We start from the raw sequence: 25827 nt of genomic DNA, 5'->3' as shown, positions 1-25827 counted from the left end.
GCTGCCTGGCACTTCGGCAGACCGGCCCGGATTTCCCATAGACCAATACCACCAATAGCGGAGGGAAAGAAAAAATGATGAAAAAAACGGCATGTATTATGGGCGGCATCATGTTGGCCGCCACCGTATTATCGGCCTGCGGATCGGATGACGGGCAAGGGGCGGGCAGCGCAAGCCCAGCAGGCAGCGCCGGTCCGGCGGCCAGTCCCGCTGCCAGCCAGGCGGCCAAGGAGGAGCTGAAGCCCCTTGACCTTACCATTGCAGTCCACCAGCCCGGAGAGATTCCGGCCAAAGGAAATCCCATGGAGCAGGCTCTTGCCAAATACACCAACACCAATCTGAGCTTCCAGTGGATTCCCACCTCCGGCTACGACGAGAAAATCAATGTCATGCTTGCCTCCGGAGAGCTTCCCAAGCTGGTGAAGGTCAGCTACGTGCCTACTATCGTCAGCGCCATGCAGTCCGGCGTATTTTGGGAGGTGGGGCCGTACCTGAAGGATTACAAGAATCTGTCCGCCCAGTCGGATATTTACTATGACAATATCAAGGTGGACGGCAAGCTGTACGGCATTCCGGTCTACCGGGGAATTGGCCGCGCGGTGCTCCATTACCGCAAGGACTGGTTTGACGCCATGGGCCTGAAGGTGCCGAAAACTCTGGATGAATGGTATAATGTGTTGAAAACGGCAGCAGACGCCGATCCGGATAAAAACGGCAAGAGGGATACCTACGGGCTGATGCTGGATAAGAACTACAATCAGGGTGTCGCCTCCACCCTGACCCGCCTGAGCGTGGCCCAGGGCGGTCCGAACAAATGGAAGGTGGATGCCCAGGGCAATTTTACCCCGGAGTTTATGACCGATGAATTTACTAACACGCTGAAGCTGTTCAAACGGCTGTACGACGAAAAGCTGATCAATCAGGATTTTGCCGTTACCGATGCCCTGACCATCGACAAAACCTATGAATCGGGCCGCGTGGCTATGCGGATTTCCGGCGGCAACGCCCAGTCCATGCAGACGAATCTGGAGAAGGTGGTGCCTACCGCCGTAATCGATGCGGTTCCGATGGAAGGGGCAGGCGGCATCCGGGTACCTGGCGAAAGCGGCAATGCCGGTATTTTGGCCATTCCGAAATCCGCGGTTAAAACCGAAGCCGAGATGAAGCGAATCCTGACCTTCCTGGATCAGCTGCTGGACAAAGAGATGGTGTACCTGCTTAACAAGGGGATCGAGGGCAAACACTATAAGGTGGAGGGCAATTTTACCATTCCCCTGGATAAGGATGCCGACGCCAAGGAAGTGAAGCCCTACCGCGACACCCTGCTCCAGCGCGGGGAGGCTTACAATATGGATAAGCCGATGAAGCAAACGGACTTGTTCCTCAAGAACAATAAAATCGTCGCCGACAATGACAAATACGCCGTGCCGAATCCGGCCTTGACCCTGGCTTCCGCCACCTACACGGAGCGGGGCAGCGAGCTGGAGCAGCAGATTACCGACGCCGAAACCAAGTTCATTATGGGCAAAATTGATGAAGCGGGCTGGAAAGCGGAAGTGGAGAAGTGGAAAAAGAACGGCGGGGACAAGATGATGGAAGAGTATAAGGCATCTTATCTGAAGAGCAAAAAATAACAGCGGAGCATCGGGAAGAAAGGAAGGCAAACATATGAAAAGGCTGTCCGAATCCCAGGAGAAGCCTCCATTGCACAATCCGTTTTTTAACGCCCATCATTCCCCCATAGGGGCATATGCCAGCTTTACCCTGGGTTACCCGGGAGCAGCCGGAGGGTTTGATCTGGAGCGGGCCCAGCCGCCCCGGGAGCAGGTGTACGCCATTCTGGAGCGCGCGGAAGGGGCGGGATACGAAGGCTTTCCCTTCTTCGGAGACAATTTTGATGAAAGCAAATGGTTTACGCTGGCGGACCACGCAGCTGCCGGGGAGGAGGAGAGCAAAGCGCTGCTCCGCCCTTTCCGGCAGGAGGCAATCCGCCGGGAGTTCCGCTTAGGAACGGACACCTGGCAGGCGGGCGACTTGACCCTCCGCATTCTGTCCCAGGTCCGGCCGGTGCCCAATCCGGAAACAGCGGGAGAAGCGGAGCTTCGGGAGGCGCTGGTGCCGGCGGTGCTGGCGGAGATCACCGTGGACAACAGACAAGGCAGCCGTCCCCGCAAGGCCATGCTGGGGTACCAAGGGACGGACCCCTACTCCCATATGCGCCGCTTCCAGACCGCCTCCGGGATGAAGGGGATCGGGCAGGGCCGCCACACGGCTATCGCCACGCTGGATGCCGATGTCCATTCCACGCAGCACAGTACCATTGAAAAAATCATTCTGCAAAGCTCCGCCGGACATCCGGCCCAAAACGGCCTGGGCAGAGTCGCCGCTTTTATTATGGAAACCCCCGCAGGGGAACTGCGGACCTTCCGGTTTGCCATCTGCTTCTACCGGGCAGGCTATGTCACCGCAGGAGAGGACATGAGCTATTGGTATACCCGCTGCTTTGCCAATATTGAGCAGGTGGCCCAATACGCGCTGGACCATTACGAAGCCATCGGCGGCAGCTGCACCGCTTCCGACGCCATGCTCTCCGGAAGCAAGCTGTCGGAGGACCAGCGCTTTATGCTAATCCATTCCATCCGCAGCTATTACGGGAATACCCAACTGCTGGATCGGGCAGGACGCCCCTTCTGGGTGGTGAACGAAGGGCAGTACCGGATGATGAACACCTTCGATTTGACGGTGGACCAGCTGTTTTTTGAACTGCGGATGAATCCCTGGACAGTCAAAAACGAGCTGGATATGTTTGCGGAGCGCTTCAGCTATACCGACCAGGTCCGGTTTCCCGGGGAGGAGCGGCTGTATCCCGGCGGGATCAGCTTCACCCATGACATGGGGGTGGCCAATGCATTTTCGGTTCCCGGCTATTCCAGCTACGAACAGCCGGATTTGAGCGGATGCTTCTCGTATATGACCCATGAGCAATTGGTCAACTGGGTGCTTTGCGCCGCCGTTTACACCCACCGGTCCGGGGATGCCGGCTGGCTGAAAGGGAAGCTGCCGCTTCTGGAGCAATGTCTGGCCAGCATGGCCAACCGGGATCATCCCGACCCGGAACAGCGCAACGGCATTATGGGACTGGACAGCTCCCGCTGCGGAACCGGCGCGGAAATTACCACCTACGACAGCCTGGACGTATCCCTGGGCCAGGCCCGGAACAATATTTACCTGGCGGGCAAATGCTGGGCGGCATATGTGGCCTTGGAGCGGGTTTTCCGCTCCCGCGGCTTGTCCGAAGCCGCCGCGCTGGCCGCTCTCCAAGCCAGGCGCTGCGCGGATACATTAGCCGCCCACATGACGGAGGACGGCTACATTCCGGCGGTCATTCACGAAGACAACGACTCCCGGATCATCCCCGCCATAGAGGGGCTGGTATTTCCCTACGCAGCCGGCTGTGCCGCAGCCCTGGACCGCCAGGGACCGTACAAGGCCTACCTGGAAGCCTTGGACCGCCATCTGCGTACGGTATTGACGGAGGGCGCATGCCTGTTCGCGGACGGGGGCTGGAAGCTTTCGTCCACCAGCGACAACTCCTGGCTCAGCAAAATTTACCTGTGCCAGTTTATTGCCCGGCATATTCTGGGTTTGCCCCGGGATGAAGCGGGCCAGCGGGCAGACGCCGCCCATGCGGCTTGGCTCACCGATCCCCGCAACGGCATCTGGAGCTGGAGCGACCAGATTCTGGCCGGATTCGCCAAGGGCAGCAAGTATTATCCCCGGGGTGTGACCGCAATTCTCTGGCTGGAGGAATAGCGGAAGGGGATGTTCCGCTACCCTGAAATAACACTGGTCCTTGCCGCAGGCCGGATAGTGTTATGGAAGCCTCGAAACCGGCAAAGCCGGTTTGAGGGGCCTCTCCGACATTTCATCGGTCTAAAGGTGCGGCGGGAAACGCAGCATGGATGGCTATTTCATTGCAAGCTCGAATAAGGGAGTGATAACGGCAGGCGCTTTTCCGTTATTGCTCCCTTTTTCTCCTGTAAACTCCAGCCTGCCGGACTTTATAGGCGGACAGTTTTTTACCGGAGGCTGAGGTTTTTCTTGCAAAACCATAAAAACCTAGTATAATACTAGGTATAAAATTGAAGCCGGATAAGGACGGAGATGTTGGTCATGGGTTCTGCACAGGCAATTGCCGGAGCATGGGTGAACGATCAGCTGGATTTATACAACCTGGCAAGAAGCCTGGGAGATACGGCATGGCAGCAGGAAATTCTCGGGAGGCTCTATAACAGGGAGCAGCTGATCCGCCGGGAGGCGAGGCTGCAATCCAAGGAGGAGCTGTGGCGCAGGTTTGATGAGATCAACGGTCGGATGCTGGTCCTGTACCGGGAAATCCGCTCCCTCAGCCGCAAGGGCGAGGAGCTGGCGCTGCGGGAAGAGGCGTTGGAGCTGAAGCGGCAGCGTACCCGGATCGGAATCCGCCTTCGGCAGCTGGGGTAAAAAGGTCCGTAAAATTTAAAAAAACACCGGTCTGCAGCTGTCTGCTTGACCGAATGCGTCAGTAGGGTCCCGGGATGCGGAGGTCCGCTTGTCCGGGAATATTAGGAAGGGCCGTGCAGCGGTCTGCTTGGCCAAGCAAGCCGGCGGTCCTGCGGAGGTCCGCTTGTCCGTCAGCCTGATCTGTTTGCGGGAATGGTCCAGATTCCGGCAAACCTGCAACGTCTTACATCGAAACCTTCTTCATGTCGCGCATCATGTCCATCATCATGGTGGTCATTTCGTCGCATTCCTGCATTTTGGCCATCATCATGTTCATCATCTTCTCCATGCCGGCACCTCCTTTAAATGGAAAATAGGCTTACAACTATTAAACTACTACAGTTCTTGAGAGAGTTCAAGAGCTTTTTTGTCATTCTTCTAATGATTGATCGCTTATTGACCGCTTTTGAAATGCCGCGGGGAACGCCCGGTGAGCTTGCGGTAGGATTTGTAGAAGTTGGAATAGCTGTTAAAGCCCGACATGAAGCAGGCCTGGGTCGGCGCATAACCTTCCAGCATAAGGGCGTCCGCCATATGGATGCGCTTGTAGGAAATATATTGATTGATGGAGTAGCCTGTCGCCTCCTTGAAAATATGGCACAGATGATATTTGGTGAGGAAGAATCGCTCCGCCAAAGCGTCCAGGGTCAGCGCCTCGTTGAGATTGGCGTTGATGTATTCCAGCAGCTCGCCGATTTTGGTCATGGCCGGCTTATGCAATTGGGCGTTCAGCAGCTCGTTTTCCTTGATGCTGTTGACGGAGGCCAGAAGCTCCGCGATGATGCACTTGGCTACAAATTCCTCCTCGGGACCGGGATCGGCAAGCAGCCGCAGCAGCTTCCCGTAATAGTCCAGAATTCCGTTTTTGCGCACCAGCTCTCCCTGGATCAAATTGCCGTGCCCCAGCTTCCGGTACTTGAGGGATCGGCAAAAATCCACCCCGTGGGACAGGAAAGGAGGCAGAAAATCCTTCTTCAGCGTGAGCACAATGCGCTCATAGGGATGATCCGGCGAGATGGATAAGGCGTGCAGCTCGGTGGAATTCATAATAAGAAGGGAGTCGGGGGACAGCTCGTAGCGGTTGCCCTCGATGATATAGGTGCCGTTTCCCTCCAGGAACAAAAAGAGCTCGTAGCCCAGCTCATAATGCAGCTTAAAATGGTCCGGATTGGGCACTTCGTCCCGGCTGTGATGAATCGAAAAGGAGCCGTCCGACGACGTATGCCGGACTCTCGTCAGGTCCGCTTTCACATGTCTCACCCCTCTCCATATTACCGCAAGATTTGCATAGTATCAAACAAGGATTGTATAGCTGGCGCAAGCCCTTAATGGTACATTGAATGGGAGTATGAAACCGTTTCAGCAGCGCTTCGTATGGAGTGCGTGGATTGAAAAAAGGAGGACGCGTTAGCTTATGGATAAAGTAAGAATTGGTATAATCGGGTTGGGCAATATGGGAACCTCCCATGCCACCCACATTCACCTGGATAAGCGGGTGCCCAACCTGGTCCTGGGAGCCGTATGCGACATCAGCGCCGAAAGAAGGGAATGGGCCGCGAAGACACTGCCCGAGGTTCCCGTGTTTGAGGACGCCCTGTCCATGTACAAAAGCGGCCTGATCGACGCCGTGCTCATCGCCGTGCCCCACTATGACCATCCGCCCCTTGCCATTCAGGGCTTCGAGCATGGATTGCATGTGCTGGTGGAGAAGCCGGCAGGGGTATATACCAAGCAAGTGCTGGAAATGAACGAAGCGGCCAAAAAGTCAGACAAGCTGTTCTGCATCATGTACAACCAGCGCACCAACCCGGTGTACCAGAAGGTTCGCGACCTGGTGAAAAGCGGAGAGCTGGGCGGCATCAAACGGGCCGTCTGGATCATCACCGACTGGTACCGTCCCCAATGCTACCATGATTCCGGCACCTGGCGCTCCACCTGGGAAGGAGAAGGCGGCGGCACGCTGATCAACCAGAACCCCCACAATCTCGACCTGTTCCAATGGATTCTCGGCATGCCCAAGCGGGTGCGGTCCTTCTGCGGCTTCGGCAAGTTCTACAATATTGAGGTGGAGGACGATGTCACCGCCTATATGGAATTCGAAAACGGCGCCAGCGGCGTATATATCACCTCCACAGCGGAATCTCCGGGCACCAACCGGCTGGAAATCTCCGGCGACATGGGCAAGATCGTCGTGGAGAAGAATGTGATCACCTTCCACCGCAACCGCGTGTCGGAACGGGAATTCAACAAGACCAACACCGCTCCCTTCGGCCGTCCGGAGGCCTGGAAATGTGAGGTTCCCGCGGATACCAACGGCGGAGAGCAGCATGTGGGCATCATGAAGAATTTCACCAATGCCATTCTGAAGGGCGAGAAGCTGCTGGCTCCCGGGGAAGAAGGGGTTCTTGGCCTCCTGATCTCCAACGGCATCCACTATTCCGCCTGGACCGACAGCTGGGCCGATCTGGAGAACTTTGACCACGACGGATTCTACAATCTGCTTCAGGACAAAATTAAAGCTTCCACCTACGTCAAGCCCGATGTTGTCCAACGGGTCGCAGACGTGGCCGGAACCCACTGATAAAGGAGACGATCCCCATGACCAAAATACTGGGCGCCCAAATGTACACCCTGCGGGATTACACCAACACCGCCGAGGAACTGGATGCAACGCTGAAGAAAGTCCGCGAGATCGGCTACACCACCATCCAGGCTTCGGGCATCAAGGCGGCCTTGCCGGCCGAAGAGCTGAAGGCCATCGCCGATTCACACGGCCTTAAGATCGTGCTGACCCATGTGCCATATTCCAAATTCGTGGATGAGCTGGACAGCCTTATCAAGGATCACCATACCCTGGGCTGCGGCATTGCCGGTCTGGGCGGCCTGCCTACCGAATTCCGCAATGCGGACGGTTATCCGGTCTTCGCCCGCAAGTTCTCCGCCATTGCCGACGAGTTGGGCAAAAACGGCCTGAAATTCAGCTATCACAACCACCATTTTGAATTTGAGAAATTTAACGGCAAATTCGGCATGGATATTCTCGTGGAGGAAACCAATCCGGAAACCTTCATGTTCACTCTGGACACCTACTGGTTGCAATACGGCGGGGTAGATCCCGTCAACTGGATTCGCAAGCTGGCCGGACGGGTGGATGCCATCCACTTCAAGGATCTGGCCATCGCCGACGACAAGCAGATTATGTCCGAGGTAATGGAAGGCAACCTGAACTGGCCGGAAATCTTCAAGGCCTCCGAGGAAGCCAAGGTGAAGTGGTATCTCATCGAGCGGGATGCCGGCCCGACGGAAGCCTTCGACAGCCTGGCGATCAGCTACAACAACCTCAAGAAGGAAGGTTTCGCATAATATGGGCGCAAGAAATGCCGTCATTCTCGGCTGCGGGGCCATCGGTCCGGTGCATGCCGCGGCCATAGCGGAAGCGGCGGATGCCAAGCTGTACGGAGTCTGCGACATCATCCCCGAGCGGAGCGCCGCTTTGGCGGGGCAATACGGCTGCAAAAGCTTTACCAGGGCAGAGGATGTGTTGGCTGACCCTGACGTGGATACCGTCCATATCTGCCTGCCCCACTATCTCCATGCGCCGATGGCGATTCGGGCCGCGGAGGCGGGCAAGCACATCGTCCTGGAAAAACCGGTGGCCCTGAACGCGGCGGAGGCCGGTGAGATTGTCCGGGCGGTGGAAAAGTCGGGTGTCACCTGCTGCGTTATCCTTCAGAACCGCTTCAACCCTTCCGTGGAAAAAGCCAAGGAATGGATTGACCGGGGCGAGCTGGGCCGGATGCTGGGCCTGCGCTGCATCCTTACCTGGCACCGGACGCCGGAATATTACCGCTCCGAGGACTGGCGCGGCAAGTGGGCCACCGAAGGCGGCGGCCTCTTGATCAACCAGGCGGTGCATATGCTGGATATGCTGTATCACCTGGGCGGCGAGGTGGAAGCCGTCAAAGGAACCACGGACACCCGGGTGCTCCAGGATGTCATTGAAGTGGAGGATACGGCGGAGGCCACCCTGTATTACAAGGACGGCAAGAAGGGCTTCTTCTATGCCACCAACGGCTATTCCGGCAACAGCCCGTTTTTTGTGGAAATGCATATGGAAAAAGGGCTCCTGCGCTACACGGACAACCGCCTGCTCTTGATCAGGGACGGGGCGGAGGAAGTGCTGGCCAGCGATTCCGCCGCGGAGCTGGGCAAGTCCTACTGGGGCAAGGGCCATGCCAAGCTGGTGGCCCTATACTACCGGAGCAGGGAAACCGGCGTGAAGGAGTATACCGGGTTAAGCGAGGCGGCTGCTTCCATGGGTCTTTTGGACGCCATTTACGCCTCCTCCAAAAGTCACGCCAAAGAAACCGTTCATACCTATTAATCCTTAAGCCGGCATACAATGCCGGCTTTTTTGCTGTCAGCGGATGTCGATTTAGGACGACAAATGAAATATAAAATATGGTATACTGATTAAAATAACCTATTTAGGGAAAGAGTGGACCACTCGATGAGCAACCACCATTCATGCAAAAACCTGCAGGACAATCCCTCTCCCCAAACCTGTATGGAGCATTACGGCTGTATATATGACAACAATCATCTGGTGACGCTTCTGGTAGACCCGGCAGACGGAAGAATTGTGGACGCCAACAAAGCGGCGTTGGATTTTTACGGCTACCGCTTGTCCGAACTGAAGGCCATGAGCATTGAGGCCCTGAAGGCCACGGACGCAGGCGGCATGGCCCAATTAGCCGGCATTTCGATGGACAATCCCTTTGTGGACCGAGTGAAGGAAGGGAAGGAAACCAACCAGATCCTGATGGACTGCCACCAACGGGCAGACGGCCGGGCCATGTATGTGGAAATTCATACCGGCATGATTACGATGCTGGGGGTAAACTGCATCTATTCCGTCGTCCATGATGTCACCGAGCGGGTCCGGGCGGATCTGTTGCTGAAGGAAAGCGAGGAGCGGTACCGGAATCTGGTGGAACTGTGCCCGGATGCGATTATTGTGTTCCGCGAGGACATGGTGCTGTTTGCCAACAAACAAGCTGAGGCGCTGTTTGGCCTGGGACGGGAGCAGATGGTAGGCTGCAGCCTGCAAAGCTTCTTTCACCGGGGATTTTTGAAAAGCAGGGAAAATAAAGTGCTGAGTTACCTGGACCAGGCTACGGAGAACACCCGGGTGGAGATCAAGGCGGTGCTCAACGATGGGCGCGCCGCCGATCTGGATATTGTCTGCGCGCCGGTGAGCTTCGCCGGGGTCAGCGCCACCCAATTGCTGCTCCGGGATGTGACGGACAGCAAGAAGGAAATCCGGCGGGCGGTGCAGCTCCAGGAGCGCCGGCTGGCTGCGGATTTTCCCCTGCCGGACCGGGCCGGCTTCCGGAAGCTGTATGTCCCCGCCGGAACCTTAAGCGGCGACTTTTACTTTTTTCACCGGCTTGGCCCGGACAAGGCTATCGGCGTCATCGGCGATGTGACCGGCAAGGGAATTACGGCGGCGCTGAATATTTCCGCCATGCGGCTTTTATTTTTTGACAGCGTGCAGGAGCATTCCCATCCTCAGGATGTGCTGCGGGATCTGAATTTGAAAATTGTGCGCCATCTGGACGAGGACTATATTGCCGTCTGCTGCTTTTTGCTGGACTTTGGGGAGGGGACGCTTACCGCGGCGGCGGCGGGCATCAATGAATTTGACCACTGCGCCCCGGATGGCCGGTGGAGGAAGCTGCAGGTGAAGGGCGCTCCCGTAGGGATGTTTGAAAACAGCAAATTCGATTCCGTACGTGTGCCCTTTTCCTCCGGGGACCGGTTTTGTTTTTATACCGACGGTTTGGAGCTGCTTGAAGGCGGGGAGACTGCATATTGGGAATATGAAGCGTTGAAGCGGGCGACACAGGATTCCATGTTGCAGGACGACTGTACGTGGCTGGAGTTGACAATCAGGTGAAGGCAGGGAGATCTGGATGGCAGTATGTGTGAAAGAAGTGGTTTTGTTTGGTTTGGATCATCACCAGGGTCTGATCGACGGGATTATCCGGGACCTGGGTCCGCATGTGGAGCCAATTGCTTTTGATGTAAAGCTGATTCTTGCCGAGGCCGTGGCCAACGCTTATTTTCACGGAAACGGCGAGGATTGCACCAAGCCCATCTATATCCGCTACTCCCTTGACGGCAAACATCTGAATCTGCAGGTGGAGGACACGGGGAAGAAGTCGGGCTTCCGGGAAATTCCGCTGGATATTGATGAAGACCGGCTGCTGGACGAAGGCGGCAGAGGGTTGTATCTGATCCGCAGCTTTTCCGATCATGTGGAGATGGTGGACAATACAATTAACATTGTGAAGATCCTGGAATGCCAGTAGACCGCCCCTGTGGAGATGGAGGAGAACGAAATGAAGCTGAGTTTACGAGTCAAAATAAGCACACTCTTGTTCCTGCTGATCTGTATTCCGCTGGCAATGTCCGGCATCCTGTCCTACAGCCTGTCATCCGATGCCCTGCAGTCCACCATTGAGGAGCAGTTGGCGATTACCACTTCCTCCGCTTCCAAGGAAGTGGAGGGGAAGCTGGAGCAGGTTCGCCAGAACCTGCAGATCATCGTCAAGAATAATACCTTGGCGCAGCTTCCTCAGAGGACCTCGGACACCGCGCTGAAAAACGAGGCTTTCCAGTATTTATCCCAAATACATAAGGATAACGCCGGTCTGACCGAGCTTCTTGTGGTAACGGATGCCAAGGGCAAAGCCCTGGTAACCAGTTCCTCCGCCACACCGGATTTGGATGTGCAGGACCGGGACTATTTCAAGCAGGCAATTGGCGGCGCCCTCGCTACAAGCGAGGTGCTGATTTCCAAGGACAGCAATAATCCCGTGGTGGTGATTGCCCTGCCTTTGGCAAGCGGCGGAAGCAATCAGGGTGTGCTGCTGGCAACCATCTCCTTTCCCTTTCTTACCCAAGCCGTCAGCGACGTTAAGGTTGGCGAAAGCGGCTATGCCTACATGTTGGACAGAACCGGCCTGCTGGTTTCCCATCCCGTTGCGGACAAGGTGCTGCAGGAAAATTTCACGGACAACGGCTATCCGCAAATGAATGCTCTGGTCAAGGATGTGCTTGCCGGCAAGGCCAAGGCAGGCTTCTACAGCTTTGACGGCATCTACAAGTATGTGGTTTTTGAGCCTGCCGGCAATTGGATCGTCGCCACAACGGCCAATTATGACGAGTATATGGCTCCAGCCTTCAAAATCCGCAACGATACCATTGTCATTACTCTGGTATGTATCCTGATTGCCCTGGTCATGGGTTATCTCATGAGCGAAATGGGGATTATCCGTCCCATCCGCAAGCTTCAGAAGGCCATGGCATTGGCCGGAGACGGCGACCTGACGGTGCACACGGCGATCCGCTCCAAGGATGAGTTCCAGCAGTTGAGCGAATCCTTCAACCTGATGGTCGACAAGCAGGGAATGATGATCCGCAAAATCCGCGACGGCTCCCAATTGCTCATGGGCATGTCCCAGGAGATGGCGGCCTCCTCGGAGGAAATCAACGCCTCCATTGAGGAAATCAGCGCCAACATGCAGGAGATTGCCGCCGGCGCCGAAAACAACAACGCGTCGGTGGTCAACGCGTCCCAGGTGCTGGTGCAGCTGTCCAGTCTGGTCCAGCTGGCCCTCAATAAAGCCTCCGCAGCCAGCGAGAATGCGGATACCTCCGACAAAGCCGCCCAGGACGGCCGTGTCCGTGTCCAGGAAACGGTAAAAGCAATGGAAACCATCAGCGTCAGCACCGGCGAAACAGAGGCCATTCTGGCCTCGCTCAGCACTCAATCCGCCACGGTGACGGAGATTGTGGGCGTTATTAACGCCATCGCCCAGCAGACCAATCTGCTGGCGTTGAATGCCGCAATCGAAGCCGCCCGCGCCGGGGAGAACGGCAGAGGCTTCGCCGTAGTGGCCGGAGAGGTCCGCAAGCTGTCCGAGGAATCCAACAAACATGCCAACGAAATCTCGGAGCTGGTCGGCGGGATGGTAGACCAGATCGGCAAGGCTGTAGCAGCCATGAAAGGAGCCTCCTCCGCGGTTACCCAAGGGGTGGATGTCGTCCAGGAAACAGACCGCGCCTTTATGCATATTATTGACACTGTTCAGGTCATCACCCATAATGTGAAGGAAATTGAAGAGATCACCCGGGACGAGGTGGCCACCTCCGACCAGATCATCGGCCTGATTGATTCCATGGGAAGCATTTCCGAACAAACCGCAGCCAACAGCGAGAGTGTGTCCAGCGCCATCGAAGAGCAGTCCTCTACAGTCGGCAACCTTGCTTCATCCGCCCAGGAGGTCAGCGCCATGGCCAATGAGCTGGAGGGTATGGTGGAGAATATTAAATTAAGAGGTGACTAACATGCAGCAGGAAAAGGTCATACGCATTCCTCCCACATTTTCCATTGAGGAAGCCTCTCTGTTCAGAGAGAGCATGCGGGGGTATGTGAGCAACGGAACAACCCAGTTTCTTCTGGATTTTAGCGATTGCCGGTTTATCGACAGCACAGGGCTGGGCGTTATCGTCAGCGCCTACAAGAAGTGCGTGGAAGCAGGCGGCAAGATCAGATTGCAGGCTTTGGCGCCCAATGTCATGAAGGTGTTCCAGCTGACCCGCCTGAATAACGTATTTGAAATTCTCCCATAACGATAAACCGAGATACAGCCAGAACAATCGAGAGAATGGCTGAATAAGGGGACAGAAATCGCTTCCATCCACACCGGCAAGCGGAATCTGGCCTCTTTCTCTTTGAATCCGAACCTTTACAAAGAAGGCTCCGAAAGAGTAACATACGTTCTGTACCTTACGAAATCACAATTGGATGTTCCTGGTGAAATCGCTGAAATCCCGCATCATGCGGGATACGGGGGAACCAACTGTTCCGCGGAGGGCTTTGATTTTGGGGCCTGACGGGAACAACGGGGTGAATCCTGTGCGGGCTTGTAGAGACGTACAGGTAGGGCGACTCTTGCCGCCCGAATCCGGCAGCTAACCTCGCAAGCGTTGATAAGGGGAAGGGGACTCTTGGTGCGTTGGCGCCACGGAGAAGCTCTTCGTGGTGTCTTTTTGCTGTCTGAAAATGGATGGGCATTTGGGCGGTGAAAGAGGATATGATGCGGCGGAAGGACAAATTCTAACCAAGACGAAGAGTGGATTTTACTTCCCGGTTTCCCGTTCGCATTCAGCTTAGGGGTACCTATTAAACAACACAGGCGGGGAAAAAACGATGTTATTGCGCTTAAAACGGTTTTTGATCGGCAGACCTATGAAATCCCATGAGCTGGGAGACGAAAAGCTCAGCAAGCTGAAGGCGCTGGCCATCCTGTCCTCGGATGCCTTGTCTTCGGTGGCGTACGGCACGGAGCAAATTTTGATCGTGCTGATTACGCTGGGCTTTGCAGCCCTGTGGTATTCCATTCCCATTTCCTTTGCGGTGCTGGCCCTGCTTACGATTCTGGTGCTATCCTACCGCCAGACCATCTTCTCCTATCCCGGCGGCGGCGGCGCTTATATTGTGGCCAAGGATAATCTGGGCGTGCGGACCGGTCTGGTAGCGGGGGGTTCGCTGCTTGTGGACTATATTCTGACCGTGGCGGTCAGCACCTCCGCGGCTACCGATGCGGTGACCTCGGCATTCCCGAATTTGCATCCGTACCGGATTGAAATTGCTCTTGTCATGATTTTGTTCCTGACCATTATGAACCTGCGGGGCATTACGGAGTCCGCCGCGGTGCTGGCCTATCCCGTATACTTGTTTGTGGCCGGGATCTTCCTGATGATCATTGTGGGGCTTTTTCGGGTGGCCACCGGAGATGTGCAGGCTGCTCCTGCGGAGTTTGGCCTGGATGTATCCGGCATCTCCCTGTTCCTGCTGCTGAAGGCGTTCAGCTCCGGCTGTTCGGCGCTGACGGGGGTGGAGGCGGTCTCCAACGCCATTCCCAGCTTCAAGGCCCCTGCCGAAAAGAATGCGGCGGCTACGCTGGCGCTGATGGGCATCATTCTCGGCTCCATGTTCCTGGGCATCAGCTTGCTGGCCTATTTCTACGGCATTTCGCCCATGAAGGATGTTACGGTAGTCTCCCAGATTGCCGAAGCGGCCTTCGGGCGGGGAGCGATCTACTACTTCATTCAGGGCGCTACGGCCCTGATCCTGTTCCTGGCGGCCAATACGGCGTATGCGGCGTTTCCGCTGCTTGCCTTTATGCTGGCGAAGGATAAGTTCATGCCCCACGCCTTTATGATCCGCGGCGACCGGCTGGGCTTCTCCAACGGCATTATCGTGCTTGGCTGTTTGGCCGGGGTGTTGGCCATTGTGTCCGACGGCTATACGGAGAATCTGATTCCCCTCTACGCCATCGGGGTATTCATTCCCTTTACCTTGTCCCAGTTGGGGATGATGCGGAGATGGTACCGGCTGAAGCCCCAGGGCTGGCTGGTGCGGTTTGTCGTCAACGGCATCGGGATGCTGACCACCCTGGCGATTACGCTGATTTTCCTGTTCACCAAATTCAGCCAGGTTTGGATGGTATTCATCTTCCTGCCGGTGGTGTACATCATGTTCCAGCAGATCCACCGCCACTATATGGCCGTTGCCGATGAGCTGCGGATTGATCTGGTTCAAGACAAGCCGGTGGCCAAGGGCAATACCATTGTGATTCCGGTGGCGGGCATTACCCGGGTGGTGATGAACACCATCAGCTACGCCAAGTCCATGACGGATAACATTGTGGCGGTGTACATCGGCTTTGATGACGAGGACATCGAGAAGATGGAGAAGAAGTGGGAGGAGTGGGATTGCGGCGTGCGCCTCATTGTCCTGCGCTCCCGCTACCGGAGCATCATCAAGCCGCTGGTGAAGTTCATTGAAACGGTGGAATGGAAGAACTCGGAGACCGGGCATATTACCATCCTGATCCCGCAGTTCATTCCCAAACACTGGTGGCAGAATATCCTGCACAATCAAACCAGCCTGCTGATCCGCTACTATCTGTTCAAATATAAGGACGTGACCATTTCCACCGTGCCGTATCACTTGAACAAGTAAGCCCGGGACGTACTAAAGGCCATTCCTATGACTGCTGCGGTGCAGGGGAATGGTCTTTTTCTGGTGGCATGGCAGGAGTGGGGGCGGCCGCTACGGCATGGCGCATAGGCTGGGGTGTACGGCGTGGCGTAGGTTGAGTGGGATGGGGACGGCATATGGTGGGTGGGATGGGTATAGCGTATGGTGAGTCGGATCGATAAGGCGTATGGTGGGTGGGATGGGGACGGCATATGGTGGTGGAACCGGTAAGGCGTATGCTGAGTGGGATCGGTATGGTGAGTCTGATTGCTGGTAGTGGAGTGTGTAAGCGTCAACAAATATTCGCTATTTAGCAAAAATTGACGGAAACTTAAGAATAGCATACATAAAATGTTTGCTAAGGCTCCTGTAATCCTCAAAATAGAGCAGAAAGCCTTACATAGCAATCATTTCATGTATGCTATTGGTGTAAAAAACGGCATTGCAGGCGAATAGCATACAAATGCTGATCGCTATCATCCGGCTGCCCTCAAAAGAAGAGCCCCGGAAGACATCCGGCTTTTCAAAAAGCACACTAACCCCAAGCCGCCGCAAAAATTCCTCGCCGGCAAGCGGACAGCACAGCCCCGCTACCCCAGCAGCATCCGGACGGTGGTGAACACCAGCCCCAGGAAAAAGCCGCAGACGGCGCCGTTGACCCGAATCCACTGGAGGTCCTTGCCGGCCTTGTCCTCCACCAGGGCAATCAGGGTATCATTGTCCATCTTTTCGATGTTTTCCCGGACCAACCCGCCGATGCGGGAATGATTGGCTTCCAGAAACCGCACCGTCATGTCCTGAAGGAAGCTGTTGACAGTGGCCAGCAGCCGGTCGTTGCGGCTGAGCTCCTCCGCCGTCTCCTCCACAAAGGGAAACACCCGGTTTTCCAGCAGCTCTCCGCTTTCGATCTGATCATGCAGCTTCGTCCGCAGCTCCTCCAGAAAGGCCAGAGGCTTTTCGCCGTCCACCCAGTTGCCCAGCAGCTCCTGGAGTTTGGCATTCCACTTCTCCCGGTTTTCCGGGGACTTTGTCTGGGCGTCCCATTCCTTCTTCAGGGAAGCCAGAATGGATTCTCGGGTGGGATGGCCCTCCAGGCTGATCTCCCGGAGTTTGGTGACGAGAGCAAGCTGAATAGCCCCGCCGATTTGGTCCTCGTCAAAATAGTTCAGCGCCGCGTTGACGGCAAATTGCATCAGTCCGTTCATTTTGAGGCTGCCGATAGCGGTGATGGCCAGCCTCCCCATCATGCGCCGGGCATCGTCGGTGACCACCCAGCGGGTTCCCTTGTCCACGGCCATGTCCAAGAGCTTCTCCGTGGCCTGCCGGGCGGCAGGTTCGCCCCCGGCCAGCTCCAGAAGCCCGTCCGCCCAGTTCCGGGACCGGATAAAGCGGGAGATATGGGGCAGCGCCCCGTTCCATACCTTGTCCAAGGGGCGCGACAGCAGAGAGAGCACCCAGGCCTTGGCCATGTCCTTGAAGCGGGCGGAGGCGAGCCCCTTCCGGGCAGCGCTCATCAGGCGCTCCGCCACCTCCAGCTCCCGCAGCTTGTCCACCAGGCTTTCCTTGTTGAGCAGGTTATTCTGCACAATGGTGACCAGGGCCTGGGTCATCTTCTCCCGGTTCCGCGGCAGCAGCGCCGTATGCGGAATGGGAATGCCCAGGGGATGCCGGAACAGAGCCGTCACCGCAAACCAGTCGGCCAGACCGCCCACCAGCCCCGCTTCAAAAGCCCCTGCCAAAAGCCGGGCAGCGGCATATTTTTGAAAGGGGAGCATTGCAATGAAGCCCGCCCCCATAATAAACAGGGAGATGCCGGCAATCCTGCGTGTTTTGGATTCCATTATCGGTTGTCCACCTTTTCGGGGTAAAGATCATGATTCATCAGCCGGTGGCGAGCCATTTCCTCGAAGGGGGTGCCGGGTTTCCCGTAATTGCAGTAGGGATCGATGGAAATGCCGCCGCGCGGCGTAAATTTGCCCCATACTTCAATATACCGCGGCTGCATGAGGGTAATCAAATCGTTCATGATGATGTTCATGCAGTCCTCGTGAAAATCCCCGTGGTTGCGGAAGCTGAACAAATACAGCTTCAGCGATTTGCTCTCCACCATTTTGATATCGGGAATGTAGCTGATGTAGATGGTAGCGAAGTCCGGCTGCCCGGTAATGGGACAAAGGCTGGTAAATTCGGGGCAGTTGAATTTCACAAAATAATCCCGCCCCGGGTGTTTGTTATCGAAGCTCTCCAGCACAGAGGGATCGTAGTCTTGGGGGTACCGGGTACCCTGATTGCCCAGCAAGGTTAAATCCTGCATTTCATCCGCTTGTCTTCCTGCCATTGTGTCGGCCTCCTTGTCTAATGCCTATACCCCGCGTTTATTGCCCCAAACCAGGGCATGGAGCTGGGGCAGCACCCGCACGTCCTTCAATTCCTTGCGTTCCATAACCATTCCCAGGAGGTTCTCGTAGGCCGCCAGCAGCCGCAGGGCCGTGCCGCCGGTTTCGCCGCCTACCGGCTCGGGATTGCCTGTTTGCAGAATCAGGGGAACCTCCGGATAACGGGTATGAAGCCCGGACGCATAGTCCAGATCCTCCCGGTTGAAAATCACGACTTTCAAGCTGTACGCAGGCCCTGGGCATACGGTATTCGCGCTTATTCCGGGGCCACTGCCCCCACGGCCATCGGCAGCATGCGTTCCGGCGCTGTTCCCGGTGCCGCTCTCCGCCAGCCTGTTCACCCATACATCCAACTGCTCCAAATCTGTTATCATGCCGGAGCTGGGAGGTTTGGGCGAGAGGGTGACCTCATCCGTCAGCAGCACCCAATCCTGCCAGACGGAGCCCTGTGTTTCCACAGCGATGCGGATGCCCTTGCTGCGGAGAAGCTCCACCAGACTGCCCAGCTGGGGAAGAAGGAGGGGATTGCCGCCGGACAGGGTCACGTGGTCGAAGCCGCCATCGGCCAAAGCCGCAAGCTCCGCCCATATTTCTTCGGCGCCAAGCCTCCGCAACTCTTCCCGGGCGCTGCCGTCCCAGGTAAAGGCGGAATCGCACCAGGAGCAGCGGTAATCGCAGCCTGCGGTGCGCACAAACATGGTCCGCCGCCCAATGGACATTCCCTCCCCCTGGACCGTCGGCCCGAAAATCTCCAGAACCGGGATGGCGGCTTGCACACCGCCGTTCCCGATTGACCGCTGTGTGCTACTCATCCACCATCCACTCCCGTCTGGCCTCGGCATAGCTGGTGGGGGTTTCAAACAGGCGGACAAACTCCGTCCGGCCTTCCCGGATTTGCAAGCGGTACGGCTGGGATTGCAGGGCTTCCTCCATCTTCCGGAACAGCCAGACCACCATATTCTCGGCGGTGGTGTTCATGGGAGGAAGGCTTTCGTTCAGATACCGGTGGTCCAGCCAGCCTTCGATGGAGCTTTTCCAGATATCCTTAATATCCCCAAAATCCATCGCCAGCCCTGTCTCCCCGGGAATGGCGCTGATCCCGAAGACTGCTCTATAGGTATGGCCGTGCAGGTTCATGCACTTGCCCTCGTAAGCGTGAAGATGATGGGCGGCATCAAAGGTGAATTCCTTCACCACCATGACCCGGCGTTCATGATACCGCAGCTGCTCCCGGCTGATGTCCTCTCCCAGACGCTGGACCCGCTCCGGAATGGCAAAGCCCCCCGGGCCGCATGTGTGATTGTCGTGAGTCATTGTGAGCCTCCTTTTTCCTGTAGATATTTCTCAAGACCGGCGCGGCGCAGCTTGCAGGCGGGACATTCCCCGCACCCGTCGCCGGGAATGCCGTTATAGCAGGTCAATGTTTTCTCCCGGACAAACTGGAACGCGCCCAGCTCATCCGCCAGCCGCCAGGTCTCCGCCTTGTCCAGCCACATCAGGGGCGTATGAATGACGAAGGGGTAATCCATGGCCAGATTCAAGGTCACATTCAAGGATTTAATGAAGGAATCCCGGCAATCGGGATATCCGCTGAAGTCTGTTTCGCATACTCCCGTGACCAAATGACGGGCCCCTGCCTGCTTGGCGGCGATGGCGGCAAAACTCAGGAACAGCAGGTTCCGTCCGTCCACAAAGGTTGTAGGCAGCTTGCCTTCCTTCTGGTCGATGTCGATATCCTGACGGGTTAAGGCATTGGGAGCCAACTGGTTCAATAAGGACATGTCCAGAATGGTCTGACGGATGTTTAATTCCTTGGCAATCTCCGTGGCGCATTGGATCTCCGCCTTGTGGCGCTGGCCGTAATCGAAGGTGACGGCTTCCACTTCGGCAAACATGGACTTGGCCCAGAACAGGCAGGAGGTGCTGTCCTGGCCGCCGCTGAAAACAACAAAGGCTTTTTCATTTTTGAGCATAAAAAAATCTCTCCTTCTCCAAATAGTCATGGAAAAACGAGAGGACCGGATATCCGCAAAAAACAAGCCTCAGAGAACCGCGGCGAAAAAAAGCCCGGCCTGAAGGAGTCAATAGTTTTTTTTAGAGGGAGTTCGCGAACCTCTCCTGCAGGAACAAACGCCGCTTCGTGAGCATGCGCTTTTCGGTGCAGATTTGTTATTCAATTGTGAACCGGCCGCAGCATGTTGCGGGTAGGCCGGATATTTCATTATACCACAAGGGAACGGCGTTCATCAAAAAGGCCCCTCACCCAAATATGGGAAGGGGCTTTACTGCGAGGTTATACTCGAAATTTCGACTATAATTTTTCGAGAAGAGGTATTTTGGGGCGTTATACTCGAAAAATCAGTTACAAATCGGCTCTTGGGAGCCATTGTGCTGAATTGTAATCGATATTTCATATCCAAGTGCCAATTCGGGGTAGTCGCCGGGTTTTATATATGAAATTTCATACTCGAACCGCGCCGGTAGCCGTACCTCCGGAAGCTATGCGCCGGGAGTTATAGGCCGAAGTTGAAGGCGGTAGCTGTCCACCGAAGCCATACGCCCGAAGGGCGATGTCCTGCGCCGCCTTATTCCGTTAGCGGATACCGGTCCGCCCGGTAAATATCCCGCACCACCCGGTAGGCCAGCTTGGGCTTGCGGTATTCGTTCAGCAGCCCCTTGTTGTTGAAGCTTCTGGCCCGGTCGCGGAAGAAACCCCGCTCGCTGCGCAGATCGCCGCGGATGTCGGCGAATTGCCAGATGAAGGTGCCGCTTAGCTTCGGGTCCCCGCGGAAAATCCGCAGCGCCTTGGCCAGAATCTCCGCCTGATAATCCTCGCTGAACAGCCGCGGCTCCCAGCCGGTGTCCCCGTAAATGCCTGCGCCGCCGAACTCCGTCATCAGGACGGGTTTATCGGCACAGCCCAGGGAGGCGGCATGTTTGTGGAAGCCTGCCAGCATGTCCGCAAACTGCTCCACTTTCCCGTTGTACCAGCCATGGTAGTAGTTGATGCCGATCACATCGAAGCAGCCCATCACAATGTCCGTCAGCGGATGCATGGTGGCGTAGGCTACCAGACGGCTTTGGTCCAGCTCCCGGACCAGCCCCGACAGGGATTGGCTCAAGTGCAGCGCTTCCTGGCTGCGGGTGTCGATCTCGTTGTGCACAGACCAGAACAGGATGCAGGGATGGTGGAAATCCCGGCGGATCATTTCCCCGATCATCGTTCTGGCCCGCTCCTCCAGCACCGGATTGCCGGTGGCCTCCACGGGCAGATGCGCTCCCCAGATGGGAATTTCGCTCCAGTAGAGCAGCCCGTTTTCATCCAGCAAATCGATCCAATACGGGGATTGGGGGTAGTGGCTGCCCCGGACAGAATTACAGCCCAACTCCTTCAGAAGGGCGATCTCCTTCGTCATCAGCTTGGGCGGAAAGGCGAAGCCCCACTCCGGATGCTCCTCGTGGCGGTTTACCCCCTGGAAGCGGATTTCCTTGCCGTTCAAATAAATCTTGCCCTCCGCCGCCCGGATGAACCGGAAGCCGATGCGGTCCGCCAGATCATCCTCCGGCGTTGCGGCGCGGACCATATACAGCTCCGGCCGGCCCACATCCCACAGCCGGGGATTCGGCAGGGTATGCGAGAAGGCCGCGTGAACCGTTCCGTTGGCAGGCACCCCTACCGTTTGTTCCCCGATTGTTACGCCGTCCAGGGTCAATGCAACAGGCACCGAGGCTGCTTCCCCCAAAGACCGCAGAGTGACGCGGCAGGAGGTTTCAAGCTGCCCGTCGGAGCCCTGGCTGTATTCCATTTTCAAGCCTTCAATGAATATATCGGGGAGCACCTGAACCTCCACCGGGCGGATAATGCCGCCGTAGTGAAACCAGTCCACCGCATGATAGGGAATGGTATCCTCGCCCAGACGGTTGTCCGTGCGGATCACCAGCTCATGTACGCCGGGGACAGCATGGGACACAACAAAGGAGAATGGCGTAAAGCCCCCGAAGTGCCCGGCCACCTGCTCGCCATCCCAATATACCTGGGCAAAGCCTTGCACGGCATGGAAGATGATCTGCAGGTTTTGCTCCCCGGAAACGTTGATCCGGGTCCGATACCAAGCGGCGCCCCGGTAATCGTAGAGCCCCAGCTCATTGTTCCAGCAGGCGGGCACATACATTTGCCCGTGGTTCGCCGGAAATTGCTTCTGCCATTCCTGAGTCAGCCCCATATCCTCCGGATCTGTGACAAAATCCCAAAGCCCGTCCAAATTTCTGCATTGCCGTACGGTATGATCTATAAATGTGCGGTTCATGGTTCTTGCCTCCTTTGTTTTCTACGGCAAGCGTATCATTGAAAGCTTCGATCCTCCATGTAAAAAACGGACAGAAATCATGTACAATTGGGATAGGATACGCGTAAACGGAACAGGAGGGAACGCCCATGGCCATTCGCTTTTCCGAGCTGATGCTCAAGATTGAACTGATTTATGACAAACCGCCCTTGCCGGGCTGGCAGGACCCGCGGCGGACCATTCACGTGCACAGTCTCTATTGGGTGCATGAAGGGCGGGGCTTCTTTACGCTGGACGGGCGGGAGTTCCCGGTGGGTCCCGGCAGTCTTTTGTATTTGCGGCCCGGGCGGGAGCTGTGGATGATGTCGGATACGGATAACCCCCTTCATATGACCATGATCCTGTTCCAGGCGGCTGCGGTTACCCGCCATAATGGCGCATGGCAGGTCAGGGAGCTTGCAGCCTTGGAAATGGCCGAGGTTCAGGCGCTGCGCGGCGCCGACCGGGAGGACTGCGAAGGCCGGATCAAGGCCCTGCGCACGGCCTGGGCCCCCGGTGACGACGGGCGGGAAGCCGCCGCCTGCAATCTGCTGCTGCGGCTGATCAGGTCCGTCTCCCGCCGGCAGACTGCCCGGGGCGGACAGGAGCGTCCCGCATCGGGAGCAGGGCCCGGAAGCAGCGGCCCGCCCCCCTGGGAGGCGGCCAAGCGTTATCTGGATACCCACTATTACGCGGATATCCGGCTGTCTTTGGTGGCGGAGGATTGCGGCATCAGTCTGCGCCAGCTGCGGCGGCGTTTTTTGGAGGAGCTGGGGACAAGCCCCAAGGAATACCTGGACAAGGTTCGTCACGAGCACGCCCTGCGGCTGTTGGAGCATACCGATGAGCCTCTGAAGCGGATTGCCTCCGCCTGCGGCTATTATGACGAGTTCCATTTCAGCAAAGCCTTCAAAAAAATTGCCGGCATGTCCCCCTCCGCGTACCGCAGCGCCACCCCCAAAGGGGAATGGAGGCAGGAGCGGGGGGAGGAATAATCCCCGGGGCAATATTTTCCGAAACCCGCGCATAGGCTTATACGAGAATGTGTACCGGCCGTCCCCGGCAGGACCGGTTGGTCTTTTCCACGGATTTTCCCACGGATCAAGCCGCAGGAGGCAAGTCTATGCAAAAACGCGGATTTTACGGCCGGCCCCCCAAGAGGAAGCGGCGGAGGCGGATTGTTTTTCTCCTTCTCTTCATTACCATGGCGTTTGCGCTGCAGTCCTTTATTTTTGTGGAAAAAAATCTGAAGCCGCCTCTGATGAATCTGGCCAAGGTGCGGGTGAAGCAGATCGCCACCCAAGCCATCAACAGCGCCATCACCGACCGTTTATCCCGGGGGGCCAATTACGACAAGCTGATCGAGTGGCAGCGGGACAATAACGGCAATGTCTCCAGCTTCGTCTTGAATTATGCCGAGCATATGCGCATTACGGCGGATACGGTGTCCACTGTCCAAAACCAACTGCTGAGCCTGAAGACTATGCCGGAGCATATTCCTTTGGGGCAGGCCATGGGCAGCGCCCTCTTGGCCTCCTTCGGCCCCAAGGTGCCGGTGCGTCTGGTTCCCATGGGCAGCGCCCAGGTGTCCCTCAATACCCGCTACGAAAACGCCGGGATCAACATGATTCTGGTGGAGGTGTACATCCGCATCATCGCTGAAGTCTCCGTCATCATCCCCTTCGATTCCGAACCCGAGGTGGTGGAAACGGAGATTCCGGTAACCTATGTGCTGGTGGTGGGCGGCACTCCCATGTACTATATGGACAATAAGGGCAATCCTGTAGGCGGGTCAGCGGCGCTTCCCCCCAGTGTCTCTCTGCCCCAGCTGAAGGAGCAGTCCAGCCTGCCCATCACAGGCAAGGACAAATAGGAAGTAGGAAGAATGAAACCAAACACAGCCTTTACCGGGGGAAGCTTCCCTTGCGGCAAAGGCTGTGTTTATTGGTGCTTGTGCGGGTATGAGCCTTATTTCAAAATCTCCTCAATGAGGTCAAGCTCCTCTTGGGTAAAATCCGGATTGGCGAGGGCCGCTACATTCTCCTCGATCTGGCTGACGCGGCTGGCGCCGATCAGGGCGGAGGTCAGCCGTCCGCCGCGGAGAGCCCAGACCAGGGCCATTTGGGCCAGGGATTGACCACGGGCTTCCGCCACTTGGATCAGCTTGGTCACCTTGGTTATGGTCTCCTCGGTAATGTCCTGCTCCTTCAGGAAGCCGTTGCGGGCGGCCCGGGAATCTGTGGGAATACCGGCCAGATATTTGTTGGTCAGGAGCCCCTGGGCCAAGGGACAGAAGGCAATGCTGCCTACGCCGTTTTCCTCCAGGACATCCTGGAGACCGTTTTCGATCCAGCGGTTCAGCATGGAGTATTTGGGCTGGTGGATCAGAAGCGGGGTGCCCAGCTCCTTAAGAACCTTGGCGGCAACGGCGGTTTGCTCCGCGCTGTAGTTGGAGATGCCTACATAGAGAGCCTTGCCTGAGCGGACAGCCTGGTCCAGGGCCATCATGGTTTCCTCGATGGGAGTCTCCGGGTCGGGACGGTGGGAGTAGAAAATATCCACATACTCCAGGCCCATGCGCTTTAAGCTTTGGTCCAGGCTGGACAGCAGATATTTGCGGGAGCCCCAGTCGCCGTAAGGGCCTTCCCACATGTGGTAGCCGGCCTTGGTGGAAATGATCAGCTCGTCCCGGTAAGGGGCGAGGTCGGTCTTCAGCAGCTGTCCGAACATCAGCTCCGCCGAGCCTGGAGGCGGGCCGTAATTGTTGGCCAGGTCAAAATGGGTGATGCCCAGGTCAAAGGCTTTGCGGATCATGGCCCGTCCGTTCTCAAAGGTATCCACGCCTCCGAAATTATGCCACAGCCCCAGGGAAATGGCGGGCAGCTTCAGACCGGAGCGTCCGCAGCGGTTGTATTTCATCGAGTCGTACCGTTTCGGTGCCGCTTGATAGCTCATGCAAGCTTCCTCCTTAAAGTTTTGAGTTTGGTTGCCACTTTGTGGCCTATCCGAAAAACTGGTTTCGTGAGCATCTGCTGTTGGATTATTGCTCATGGATTGCAGGTTATGGGGTATGAGGCTATTATAAACAAAAGAGTGTGGCGGGAAAAGAAGTGAAAAAAGGTTGCCTTGCTTACCTTCAGGTTAGGGCGTGTCTGAAAACCCGCTTGAGGGCATCTTTCACCGCCTTTTCGTCCCTNGTTAGGGCGTGTCTGAAAACCCGCTTGAGGGCATCTTTCACCGCCTTTTCGTCCCTTGCTTCGTTACTTCCGCTTGACGTACCCCCGGTACGCCTTCACGAAAGTGCCTTGCCTGGAACGAAAATTTGGGCATTAGCTGCTCCCCTCGGAGTTATCAGACACGCCCTAGGAGGTCCAAGGTTCGGAGCAAAAGTCCAGCGGTAAGATGTCAAGCCCCTGAAAGAAGCGAATTGGAAATTTTATTGGGGCTG

General features: G+C 56.6%; 21 protein-coding genes and 2 riboswitches. Of the genes, 13 read left to right on the top strand and 8 right to left on the bottom strand.

Annotated features, from left to right (window positions below; translation table 11 throughout):
- The first annotated feature begins 77 nt into the window (after window positions 1–77).
- From DQG13_RS22310 to DQG13_RS22300, 3 genes are all read left to right on the top strand, one after another.
- The gene (locus DQG13_RS22310) at window positions 78–1634 is read left to right on the top strand and encodes an extracellular solute-binding protein (protein ID WP_113022432.1); all 1557 of its coding nucleotides are present in this window, start codon (window positions 78–80) and stop codon (window positions 1632–1634) included.
- Window positions 1635–1668: 34 nt separating this feature from the next.
- Window positions 1669–3813 (top strand): glycoside hydrolase family 52 protein, encoded by a 2145-nt coding sequence (locus DQG13_RS22305; protein WP_113022336.1) that lies wholly within the window; start codon window positions 1669–1671, stop codon window positions 3811–3813.
- Between the two features lie 360 nt (window positions 3814–4173).
- Window positions 4174–4503, top strand: coding sequence for a hypothetical protein (locus DQG13_RS22300; protein WP_113022334.1), 330 nt, complete (start codon window positions 4174–4176; stop codon window positions 4501–4503).
- Window positions 4504–4935: 432 nt separating this feature from the next.
- On the opposite strand, the gene DQG13_RS22290 is transcribed toward DQG13_RS22300, so the two are convergent.
- A complete protein-coding gene (locus tag DQG13_RS22290; protein ID WP_258525810.1) occupies window positions 4936–5793 on the bottom strand; it encodes an AraC family transcriptional regulator in 858 nt (285 codons plus the stop codon).
- Window positions 5794–5956: 163 nt separating this feature from the next.
- Between DQG13_RS22290 and DQG13_RS22285 the strand changes: the two genes are divergently transcribed.
- The 8 genes from DQG13_RS22285 to DQG13_RS22250 all read left to right on the top strand — a co-directional run bounded on the left by DQG13_RS22285 (window position 5957) and on the right by DQG13_RS22250 (window position 15640).
- Window positions 5957–7123 carry a Gfo/Idh/MocA family protein gene (locus DQG13_RS22285; RefSeq protein ID WP_113022329.1) on the top strand — a complete coding sequence of 389 codons (1167 nt, stop codon included), beginning with the start codon at window positions 5957–5959 and terminating at the stop codon, window positions 7121–7123.
- A gap of 17 nt (window positions 7124–7140) precedes the next feature.
- On the top strand, window positions 7141–7905 hold the full coding sequence (locus DQG13_RS22280; RefSeq protein ID WP_113022327.1) for a sugar phosphate isomerase/epimerase family protein: 765 nt from the start codon (window positions 7141–7143) through the stop codon (window positions 7903–7905).
- Window position 7906: 1 nt separating this feature from the next.
- Entirely contained in the window at window positions 7907–8926 is a 1020-nt protein-coding gene (locus tag DQG13_RS22275) for a Gfo/Idh/MocA family protein (protein WP_181592922.1), read from the top strand.
- Window positions 8927–9052: 126 nt separating this feature from the next.
- Window positions 9053–10501, top strand: coding sequence for a SpoIIE family protein phosphatase (locus tag DQG13_RS22270; protein WP_113022323.1), 1449 nt, complete (start codon window positions 9053–9055; stop codon window positions 10499–10501).
- A 16-nt stretch (window positions 10502–10517) separates the two neighbouring features.
- On the top strand, window positions 10518–10916 hold the full coding sequence (locus DQG13_RS22265) for an ATP-binding protein (protein ID WP_113022321.1): 399 nt from the start codon (window positions 10518–10520) through the stop codon (window positions 10914–10916).
- A 30-nt stretch (window positions 10917–10946) separates the two neighbouring features.
- Window positions 10947–12956 (top strand): methyl-accepting chemotaxis protein, encoded by a 2010-nt coding sequence (locus tag DQG13_RS22260; protein ID WP_258525809.1) that lies wholly within the window; start codon window positions 10947–10949, stop codon window positions 12954–12956.
- A 1-nt stretch (window position 12957) separates the two neighbouring features.
- Window positions 12958–13242, top strand: coding sequence for an STAS domain-containing protein (locus tag DQG13_RS22255; RefSeq protein WP_113022319.1), 285 nt, complete (start codon window positions 12958–12960; stop codon window positions 13240–13242).
- 181 nt (window positions 13243–13423) lie between these two features.
- A riboswitch (cyclic di-AMP (ydaO/yuaA leader) is annotated at window positions 13424–13614 on the top strand.
- 208 nt (window positions 13615–13822) lie between these two features.
- Window positions 13823–15640 (top strand): APC family permease, encoded by a 1818-nt coding sequence (locus DQG13_RS22250; RefSeq protein ID WP_113022317.1) that lies wholly within the window; start codon window positions 13823–13825, stop codon window positions 15638–15640.
- A gap of 608 nt (window positions 15641–16248) precedes the next feature.
- On the opposite strand, the gene DQG13_RS22245 is transcribed toward DQG13_RS22250, so the two are convergent.
- The 6 genes from DQG13_RS22245 to DQG13_RS22220 all read right to left on the bottom strand — a co-directional run bounded on the left by DQG13_RS22245 (window position 16249) and on the right by DQG13_RS22220 (window position 22361).
- Window positions 16249–17499 (bottom strand): DUF445 domain-containing protein, encoded by a 1251-nt coding sequence (locus DQG13_RS22245; RefSeq protein ID WP_113022315.1) that lies wholly within the window; start codon window positions 17497–17499, stop codon window positions 16249–16251.
- A complete protein-coding gene (gene queF / locus DQG13_RS22240; protein ID WP_113022313.1) occupies window positions 17499–17996 on the bottom strand; it encodes a preQ(1) synthase in 498 nt (165 codons plus the stop codon). The genes DQG13_RS22245 and queF overlap by 1 nt, the downstream gene beginning before the upstream one ends.
- 24 nt (window positions 17997–18020) lie before the next feature.
- Window positions 18021–18866 (bottom strand): 7-carboxy-7-deazaguanine synthase QueE, encoded by an 846-nt coding sequence (queE, locus tag DQG13_RS22235; RefSeq protein WP_113022311.1) that lies wholly within the window; start codon window positions 18864–18866, stop codon window positions 18021–18023.
- Entirely contained in the window at window positions 18859–19368 is a 510-nt protein-coding gene (locus DQG13_RS22230) for a 6-pyruvoyl trahydropterin synthase family protein (protein WP_113022310.1), read from the bottom strand. Before DQG13_RS22230 ends, queE begins: the two co-directional genes overlap by 8 nt.
- Window positions 19365–20027, bottom strand: a complete 663-nt coding sequence (gene queC, locus DQG13_RS22225) for a 7-cyano-7-deazaguanine synthase QueC (RefSeq protein ID WP_113022308.1) — start codon at window positions 20025–20027, stop codon at window positions 19365–19367. Before queC ends, DQG13_RS22230 begins: the two co-directional genes overlap by 4 nt.
- Before the next feature lie 105 nt (window positions 20028–20132).
- A riboswitch (PreQ1 riboswitch) is annotated at window positions 20133–20176 on the bottom strand.
- 463 nt (window positions 20177–20639) lie between these two features.
- Complete coding sequence (locus tag DQG13_RS22220; protein ID WP_113022306.1) at window positions 20640–22361, bottom strand: glycoside hydrolase family 2 protein; 1722 nt, start codon at window positions 22359–22361, stop codon at window positions 20640–20642.
- Window positions 22362–22489: 128 nt separating this feature from the next.
- Between DQG13_RS22220 and DQG13_RS22215 the strand changes: the two genes are divergently transcribed.
- Together DQG13_RS22215 and yunB are read left to right on the top strand one after the other, a co-directional pair.
- On the top strand, window positions 22490–23374 hold the full coding sequence (locus tag DQG13_RS22215; RefSeq protein ID WP_113022304.1) for an AraC family transcriptional regulator: 885 nt from the start codon (window positions 22490–22492) through the stop codon (window positions 23372–23374).
- Window positions 23375–23502: 128 nt separating this feature from the next.
- Window positions 23503–24252 carry a sporulation protein YunB gene (gene yunB, locus DQG13_RS22210; protein ID WP_113022302.1) on the top strand — a complete coding sequence of 250 codons (750 nt, stop codon included), beginning with the start codon at window positions 23503–23505 and terminating at the stop codon, window positions 24250–24252.
- A 95-nt stretch (window positions 24253–24347) separates the two neighbouring features.
- On the opposite strand, the gene mgrA is transcribed toward yunB, so the two are convergent.
- Window positions 24348–25334 (bottom strand): L-glyceraldehyde 3-phosphate reductase, encoded by a 987-nt coding sequence (gene mgrA / locus DQG13_RS22205; RefSeq protein ID WP_113022300.1) that lies wholly within the window; start codon window positions 25332–25334, stop codon window positions 24348–24350.
- Window positions 25335–25827 lie beyond the last annotated feature (493 nt).

The sequence above is a fragment of the Paenibacillus sp. YN15 genome, from assembly GCF_003285005.1.
GTDB lineage: Bacteria > Bacillota > Bacilli > Paenibacillales > NBRC-103111 > Paenibacillus_AR.
The sequence above is the reverse complement of the archived record's forward strand: the minus strand, read 5'-3'. Positions and strand labels throughout refer to the sequence as shown.